Annotated in this window: 7 protein-coding genes; 2 read left to right on the forward strand and 5 right to left on the reverse strand. The window is 69.6% G+C overall.

The features are described 5' to 3' along the window. The first annotated feature begins 43 nt into the window (after window positions 1-43). Both ABEA26_RS33840 and ABEA26_RS33845 read left to right on the forward strand, forming a co-directional pair. Window positions 44-940 (forward strand): NAD(P)-dependent oxidoreductase, encoded by an 897-nt coding sequence (locus ABEA26_RS33840; protein ID WP_345597608.1) that lies wholly within the window; start codon window positions 44-46, stop codon window positions 938-940. 87 nt (window positions 941-1,027) lie between these two features. Further along, window positions 1,028-1,612 (forward strand): pyridoxamine 5'-phosphate oxidase family protein, encoded by a 585-nt coding sequence (locus tag ABEA26_RS33845; RefSeq protein ID WP_345597610.1) that lies wholly within the window; start codon window positions 1,028-1,030, stop codon window positions 1,610-1,612. An 88-nt stretch (window positions 1,613-1,700) separates the two neighbouring features. Here the strand turns inward: ABEA26_RS33845 and ABEA26_RS33850 are convergent, their stop codons facing one another. The 5 genes from ABEA26_RS33850 to ABEA26_RS33870 are packed head-to-tail and all read right to left on the reverse strand — an operon-like array spanning window position 1,701 to window position 7,404. Then, entirely contained in the window at window positions 1,701-2,915 is a 1,215-nt protein-coding gene (locus tag ABEA26_RS33850; RefSeq protein WP_345597612.1) for an ATP-grasp domain-containing protein, read from the reverse strand. A gap of 1 nt (window position 2,916) precedes the next feature. Further along, window positions 2,917-3,912 carry a diiron oxygenase gene (locus ABEA26_RS33855; protein WP_345597613.1) on the reverse strand — a complete coding sequence of 332 codons (996 nt, stop codon included), beginning with the start codon at window positions 3,910-3,912 and terminating at the stop codon, window positions 2,917-2,919. Continuing rightward, a complete protein-coding gene (gene ectB / locus ABEA26_RS33860) occupies window positions 3,909-5,234 on the reverse strand; it encodes a diaminobutyrate--2-oxoglutarate transaminase (protein ID WP_345597615.1) in 1,326 nt (441 codons plus the stop codon). The genes ABEA26_RS33855 and ectB overlap by 4 nt, the downstream gene beginning before the upstream one ends. Further along, window positions 5,231-6,226 carry a 3-methyl-2-oxobutanoate hydroxymethyltransferase gene (locus tag ABEA26_RS33865; protein WP_345597616.1) on the reverse strand — a complete coding sequence of 332 codons (996 nt, stop codon included), beginning with the start codon at window positions 6,224-6,226 and terminating at the stop codon, window positions 5,231-5,233. Before ABEA26_RS33865 ends, ectB begins: the two co-directional genes overlap by 4 nt. Beyond that, window positions 6,223-7,404, reverse strand: a complete 1,182-nt coding sequence (locus ABEA26_RS33870; RefSeq protein ID WP_345597618.1) for a pyridoxal phosphate-dependent aminotransferase — start codon at window positions 7,402-7,404, stop codon at window positions 6,223-6,225. The genes ABEA26_RS33865 and ABEA26_RS33870 overlap by 4 nt, the downstream gene beginning before the upstream one ends. Window positions 7,405-7,604 lie beyond the last annotated feature (200 nt).

The raw sequence follows: 7,604 nt of genomic DNA on the forward strand, positions 1-7,604 counted from the left end.
CTGTTTCTGATCATACGTAGCTTGCTGGGGAGTTGATGCAGCGATGTCCGAAGAGGGAACTAGTAAGGTGCGGGTAGCTTTTGCGGGACTCGGTTCCATGGGCAGTGGAATGTGCCGTCGGCTCGCCGACCGCGGCTTCGACGTGGCGGCCTTTGACGTGGATTCCCGTGCGCTCCAGGAGGTGGCCCGGCACCCGGGTGTCACCGCAGTGGCGGCCGCGTCCGAGCTCGACGCTCCCTACGTGGTGACGATGCTCCCCGACGGCTCGGCCGTCCGCCTGCTGGCGGACGAGCTGCTGCCCCACCTGAAGCCCGGGGCGCTGCTCATCGATACGGGGTCCAGCGCGCCGGACGGCACGATCGAGCTGGGCCGCATCGCCGCCGGGTACGGCGTGGCCGTGGTGGACGCCCCGGTGTCCGGGAGCCCGGCCGCCGCTCGGGCGGGAGAGCTGACGCTGATGGCGGCCGGCGACGCCGACGCCGTTGCCGGAGCGGAGACCGTGCTCGGCTCGTTGGGCCGTGTCCACCGGGTCGGTCCGGCCGGCGCCGGACACGCGCTCAAGGCACTCAACAACCTGCTGTCCGCCGTCAATCTCGCCGCGGTCGCCGAGGTGATGCTGGCGGGACGGGCCTTCGGACTGGAGGCAGCCACCATGCTGGACGTGATCAACACGTCCACCGGCCGCAACCACGCCTCGGAGACCAAGCTCGTCGACCACGTACTCCCGGGGACGTTCGACTCCGGCTTCGCGCTGCGGCTGATGCTCAAGGACATCCGGATCGCGACCGACCTGCTGGCGACGACCCGCGGTCCGGCGGCGTTCGGCACCGCGTGCCGGGAACTGTGGGAGCGGGCGGAGAAGGGCCTGCCCGCCACAGCCGACAACGTCGAGGTCGTCCGGTGGCTGGAGACCGCGGCGGGGCAGGAGCTACGGGCATGACCGGGTTCGCAGCTGCGCCGCCGTCCGTGGCCGTGTCCGTGTCCGTGTCCGTGGCCGCTCGATCCGACTCCCGGCAGGTGAGGTGACATGGGAAAGATCTATCCCGCCCTGACGCCGGCGCTGCGCGAATTCATCGAGCAGGCTCCGCTCTTCTTCACCGGCACGGCCTCGCTTTCATCCGACGGCCATGTCAACGTCTCGCCCAAGGGCGGTATGGACACCTTCGCCGTACTCGACGACACCACGGTGGCCTACCTGGACCTGATCGGGTCGGGAGCGGAGACGATCGCCCACATCCGGGACAACAAGCGGATCACGCTGATGTTCTGCTCCTTCACCCGGCAGCCCAAGATCCTGCGGTTGTACGGCCAGGCGCACAGCGTGTTCCCCGGCTCCGAGCGGTGGGACGCGCTCATCGGCCGATTCGGCACGCATCCGATCCCCCGGTCCATCGTGGTGGTGGAGCTGAGCCGGATCGCCGACTCGTGCGGGTTCGCGGTGCCCGAGATGACCCTGGTCCGGGAGCGTGACCTGCAGGACAAGTGGGGTGAGCGCAAAAGCGACCAGCAGCTGGAGGACTACATGCTCGAGAAGAACAGCAAGAGCATCGACGGTCTGCCCGCACGCTCGGGCCCGCTCCCCTCGGGACGGTCGGAGAAGGACCGGCGCTGAACCGCACCGCGGGGTGCCGGCCCGAAGCGTACGAAGAAGAGGGCTCCGGCGGGACAACGCCCGCCAGAGCCCTCACGCCCCTGAAGCCTCAGAAAGCCCCGGCAGCCCCGGAATCCCAGCGCACCCCAGCCGCGTACCAGTCGGCCAGCTCATCGGCCCGCCGCGCCACCTCGAACTCGTCCGCCCCGGTCACCACGTACGCGGCCAGATACACGCCGGACTTCTCACCACCCTGGTACTCGGTGCCGATCACCCCCCGTATCCGTTGCTCCACGACATAGGACGGGGGGCTGTCCGGCAGGGCCGCGAGGGTTCCCGACTCCGGGTAGAACACCACCCAGCCGGCCGCGTCCCGCCGCTCGGGCTCCGACACGTCCTCGCCCAGTTGGGCTCTGAACCACTCCTGGTCCACGTCGAATCCGGTGGCGGCCAGGATCGCCGCCGCGCTCAGCGCCCCGCCCGTACGGCTGCCGACCTCGCACAACACCAGTTCGTCTTCGGGCGTATGGAAGACCTCCAGATGGAACGCCGTGCACGAGGGCGTCGGCAGGGCGGCCATCACCTGTCGCGCGTACGCGTCCAGCCGCCGTATCAACGCCCGGTCGTCGGTCAGTTGGACCGACCCCAGGTAGGCGCCGGACTGGAAGGACAGACAGTCGTTGAGGTAGCGCGACACAAAGGTCGCGACCACCTCGCCGCCCGCGACCAGACCGTCCACCACGTACATGGGTCCCTCGACGAACCGCTCCACCTCGGCCCGCTCGGGCAGCCCGGAGCGCAGCAGCTCCGCCAGGTCGCCCGGCCCCCGAAGCACCCGGGTGCCGGTGGAGCCCGACCCGAAGGCGGGCTTCACCACCACCGCGTACCCGTGTTCCCGTACGAAGCCCAGCAGGTCCATCGTCACCCGTACCGGCGCGAACTCCGGCACGGCGATGCCCGCCTCTCGCACGAGGCGCTTCATCAGCACCTTGTCGCGGAACGCGCTGGCGCTGGCCCAGTCCTGTCCCGGAACGCCGAGCAGTTCGCGCAGGCGCGCCGCCCGCAGCAGGTCACCCTCCATACGGGCGACGACAGCGTGCGGCCGGACACGGTCCGCCGTCTCCAGAGCCGCCTGGTCGGCCTCGCCACTGCCGGCGTAGTCGGCGAAACCCCGGGCACCGTCGATGTGCCGGTACTGCGCGTACTTTCCGGCCGACACCAGCAGCCGCAGCTGGACGTCTGTTCCGGCGACCCACTTGTCGTACGGCGTGTCCGCGTAGTCGCTGTCGACGAAGACGAGGACCTCCCGGTGGCCGACCACCATCTCAGGCCGCCGTGTCGGCGAAGTCGAAGTCCACCTGGTCCTCCAGGCCCAGTCCTCGCACCACACGCCGCACCCCGGAGAAGTCCCGTACGAGGAGATTGCTCCCGGCCGCCCGCTTGCAGTCCTCCACGATGTCCTCGGCCTTCCGTATTCCGGCGTGCCGCAGCACCACGGGCCACAGCTTGAAGTCCTGGGCGACGAAGGCGTGCAGCGCGCGCGGCAGCGCATCGGCGAACGCCTGGCGCTGCTCGGCGTTCATGTGCACATACAGCGCCTTGGCGACCTCGACCATGACCGAGCCGTGGGCGGACTCGTCCTTGGCGTGCAGCCGCGGGACCAGCGAGTGCAGCGGCTGGATCGTCTTGTCCCGGGACAGCAACTCCAGGTAGGCGTTGACGCTGATCTCGGAGACCGTCGTCCACACGAGCGCCAGCAGGTCCCGCTTCCATGCCTCCGACGCGTCGGCCTGCGCGGCGGCGAGCATCCGGTACGTCACCGTCGGCGGGTACTCGGGCTCGTCGGTGATGCCGCGCACGTCCCGGGTGCGCTGCATCGCCATCATGTGCATATACGTGTGCCACGTCTCGTCCACATGGGCCTGCTGGACCGACCTCTTGATCTCAAAGCTGTCGGCGCCCGGGAACACACCGTGCACGATGCGCGCGAAGGTGGGGTTGGCGACCTTCTCCTCCGCCGCGATGACCCGCTCGTTGTACGCGATCCAGGCGGAGGTGAGCACCTGTTCGCGCTGCTCGGGCGAGGCGGCGAGGAAGTCGGGATGCTCGGCGAAGGGCAGCAGCCGCACCGGATAGTCGGGCAGGCCTTCCTGGTAGGCGTCCGGCTGCTCGATCGCCTCGAGATCGGTGCGGATGGTGGCACGGCCCAGCCAGGCGTCCGAGATCCGGCGCAGCGTCTTCCCCGAGATGAGGTCCTGCTCGCCGCCGGTCTCGGGCCGGGTCGCCGCAGTCATTTCTTCCCCGAGCTGGTCACGCTTCACTTCGTCTCCTCCTGTACCGTCTGCTGAACTGCTTGCCCGATCGCCGCGTCCAGCAGGTCGAGTCCGCCGTCGAGTGCGTCGTCGTCGATGACGATCGGCGGCATCACCTTGAGCACCTGGCTGAGCGCTCCCGAGGTCTCCACCAGCAGGCCCCGCGCGAACGCGTGCGACGAAACCCGCGACGCCAGTCCCCGGTCCGTGAAGGCGAGACCACGCAGCATGCCGCGTCCCCGCACCTCGCAGCCCTGTGCCTGATACCGCTCGGCGAGGGCCGTCAGCCGCCCCTCCAGCCGGCTCGCGGTACGGGACAGGCGGGGCTCGAACTCGGGGTCCGCCCACAGTTCCAGGGCAGTGGCCGCCGCGGAGAACGCCAGGCTGTGGCCGCGGAACGTACCGCTGTGCTCGCCCGGGCCCAGCCGGTCCAGGTCGGGACGTACCAGAGTCAACGCCATCGGCAGTCCGTAACCGCTGAGCGACTTGGACAGGCAGACGATGTCCGGGGTGATCCCCGCCTCCTCAAAGCTGAAGAAGCGACCGGCGCGTCCGCAGCCGGCCTGGATGTCGTCGACGACCAGGACGATGTCCCGCTCGGCGGCAAGCCGTGCCAGCCGGCGCAGCCAGTCCGTCCCGGCGGCGTTCAGGCCGCCCTCGCCCTGCACGGTCTCCAGGACGATCGCGGCCGGCTGGTCCACCCCGCTGCCCGGGTCCTCCAGCATCGCGCGGAGGTAGGCGACGGTGTCCACGCCCTCGCCGAAGTACCCGTCGTAGGGCATCCGGGTCACATGGTCGAGCGGTACGCCGGACGCGGCGCGCTTGAAGGAGGTGGCGGACAGCGCCAGTGCGCCGAGCGAAAGCCCGTGGAATCCGCCGGTGAACGCGACCACACCTGTTCGACCGGTGACTCTGCGCGCCACCTTCAGCGCGGCCTCCACCGCGTTCGTCCCCGTCGGTCCGGTGAACTGCACCCGGTAGTCGAGGCCGCGTGGGGCGAGCACCACGTCCCGGAACCGCTCCAGGAAGGTCGCCTTCGCGGAGGTGTGCAGGTCCAGGGAGTGGACGACGCCGTCGTTCTCGATGTAGTCGAGTACCGCGCGCTTGATCCGCGGGTGGTTGTGGCCGTAGTTGAGGACACCGGCGCCGGAGAGAAAGTCCGTGTACTCCCGGCCGTCCGCGTCCCAGAGCCGATGTCCGCGAGCCGTGGTGAAGAGAGCGGGGAAACGGCGGCAGTACGTCCGTATCGCCGATTCCATCGCGTCGAAGACCTCGGTGCCCTGGACCTCGGTGCCCTGGACCTCGGCGGCGTGCGGTGCGCTCGCGCTCATGACTGGCTCCACGGGTCGGTGTCCGCCAGCACCTGCTGGTCGTCCGGGGACATGCGGTTCTTCAGGTGGCGCGGGAAGTCACCGGCGACGGTCATGCGGAGCAGCTCACCGAGCCGGTCGGCGAGTAGGTCGGGCGTATACCGCTCGGGTACCTGAGCGACGTCGATGACCGGGGTCGGCGGGAAGAGCTGCCGGGGCACGGCGGACCTCACCACCGCGTCCCAGACGTTGAGGCTGTAACCGCCGTACTCGGCCCGGCCGCTGAAGACCGAGTACACCGGTAGCGAGCCGGGTCCTGGCCGGCTGAGGGCCGCGTTGACCGGCTCGCTCACCATCTCCAGGACCAGCCCGCACGCTCCCGCGTCACGGGCGCGCCGGGCCTCGGCGAAGAGGGCGGCCGCGTCGTCGATGGTGTTGCCGCGACGGGTCAGATCGCCGCGCTGCGGGGTGTAGCCGAGGTGGACGACGGTGGGGATGTCCAGCTTGGCGACGGCCTCCGCGCAGTACAGGCTCTCCGGGCCGACTGCCTCGATCTTGACCGCGTCCGCTCCGGCGGCCATGAACCGCTCCGCGGCCGACGCCGCCCCCGCGATGGTGTCCGCCGCTCCGTCCGGGAGGTCCGCGAGGAGGAACGGACGGCGCGCCCGCGGCAGCGACGCGCCCATGGAGGCGTGGACCTCCGCCACCAGACCGAGCATGACCTCAAGGGCCCAGGCCCTCTCCTGGTCGTCCCTCATGGCCGTGCCCGGGCGGCCCAGGTGGGTCATGAAGTACGAGTCGCCGACCATCAGACACTCGACAGGGCAGTCCGCCAGGTCGGGGGCCCGCAGGGCCTGGGCGAGACCCTCGACCTCGATGTCCCGGTACAGGTTCACCTTGATACCGAGCTTGGCCGGGCTGGTGTACCGGTGCAGGTACGGGCGGATGGCGTCGGCCGCTTCGTGGGGCTCATGCGTGCTGAGCGCCGCGGGCGCGAGGGCGTTGCTGGTCATCGAGCCTCCCCTGAGTACGCGGATGCGTACACGGAATTGATCTTGTCCAGGGCGGTGCTGAGCTCTGCGGGCTCCACCGCGGTGAAGCACAGCCGCGCCCACCCCGCGCAGTGCTCGCCGAACGCCTCGCCCGGCGCCAGCGAGACCCCGGCGGCGATGCACGCGTGCAGGAACTCCTGGGGGGTGCCCCCGTACCCGGAGAGGTCGAGGAAGGTGTAGAGACCGCCCTGGACCGTGGTGTGGGGCACGGTCAGCAGGCGCTCGGTGAGGTCCCGCGCCTCCGCCGCCTTCTTGCGGCGAAGCGCCAGCTCCTCCTGCGAGGTCCTGAGCGCCGTGTAGGCGGTGAACTGCGAGGCGGTGGCGACCGAATACAGGGTGTAGAGGCCCCATTTGGTCAGCAGGTCACCCAGTCCTGGTGGTGTCACCAGATATCCGGTGCGCAGCCCGGGCATGGCGTAGGTCTTGCTGAACGTGTGTACCGAGAAGGTGCGCTCAGCGGCGCCGGGCAGCAGCGCCACGTCGAGGTAGCCCTCGTCGCTGAAGTCGTAGTTCTCGTACGCGTGGTCGGCGATCAGCCAGAGGTCGTGCTGCTCGGCGAAGGCGACCAGCCGCGCGAGCTGCTCGCGGTCGAGCCGGAAGCCGGTCGGGTTGTTCGGGTTGTTGAAGTAGACGGCCCGGGTGCGTGGTCCGACGGCGGCCTGGAGCGGGCTGACGAAGTCGTAGGCAGGGTCGTCGGACAGCTCCAGGAAGACCGGGACCTCGCGGGCGACGCCGCCGGCCGCACGGACCAGGCCGTGGGCGAACAGCCATTGAGGAGAGAGGATCAGGACCTCGTCACCCTCCTCCAGTACGGCGTGCAGCACGGAGGAGATGGCGTGTGTCGCACCGTTCGTGACGATGACCTGGTCGACGGGGACGTCCTGACCCCACCGCCTGCTCATGTGCGAACTCAGCGCGCGCCGCAGCATCGGCGCGCCGCTGGGCGGCGCGTGGTCCTCGGCGCCGAGGCCGAACTCCTCTCTCAGCCACGGGCGCGGGCGTGCGCACGGCTCGAAGTAGGTCTTGCCCTGGTGCAGCTTGCTGACCGGCCCCTCGGACAGGGTCTGGATCAAGCCGTCGACAGCGACCAGTGGGGAGCGTGACACTTTGTCGAGCCGTCGACTGAAGGCACGACGCATGGAAGGAGATCCTCTCTGCAGGGGTCAGTAGGAGCCGCCTGGAAACCGCCTGGAAACCGCCTGGACAGCGCCTGGAACCGATCACGGAACCGGTCATGGAAGAAGCCGGGAAAGGGATGGGATATGCGGCAGCTCGAAAGGAGGCTAAGTCGGATCGTAGCCATGTCGTTCTGTGAGCCAAGGAGTTGCTTACGTGAATT

Source organism: Streptomyces marokkonensis (assembly GCF_039539045.1).
In the GTDB taxonomy this organism is placed as follows: Bacteria; Actinomycetota; Actinomycetes; order Streptomycetales; family Streptomycetaceae; genus Streptomyces; species Streptomyces marokkonensis.

What these genes read in the sequence shown, in the direction of transcription:
- ABEA26_RS33865 (WP_345597616.1), bottom strand. Translation starts at nt 6,226, where the DNA reads ATGACCAGCAACGCCCTCGCGCCCGCGGCGCTCAGCACGCATGAGCCC.
- ABEA26_RS33870 (WP_345597618.1), bottom strand. Translation starts at nt 7,404, where the DNA reads ATGCGTCGTGCCTTCAGTCGACGGCTCGACAAAGTGTCACGCTCCCCA.
- ABEA26_RS33850 (WP_345597612.1), bottom strand. Translation starts at nt 2,915, where the DNA reads ATGGTGGTCGGCCACCGGGAGGTCCTCGTCTTCGTCGACAGCGACTAC.
- ABEA26_RS33845 (WP_345597610.1), top strand. Translation starts at nt 1,028, where the DNA reads ATGGGAAAGATCTATCCCGCCCTGACGCCGGCGCTGCGCGAATTCATC.
- ABEA26_RS33840 (WP_345597608.1), top strand. Translation starts at nt 44, where the DNA reads ATGTCCGAAGAGGGAACTAGTAAGGTGCGGGTAGCTTTTGCGGGACTC.
- ectB (WP_345597615.1), bottom strand. Translation starts at nt 5,234, where the DNA reads ATGAGCGCGAGCGCACCGCACGCCGCCGAGGTCCAGGGCACCGAGGTC.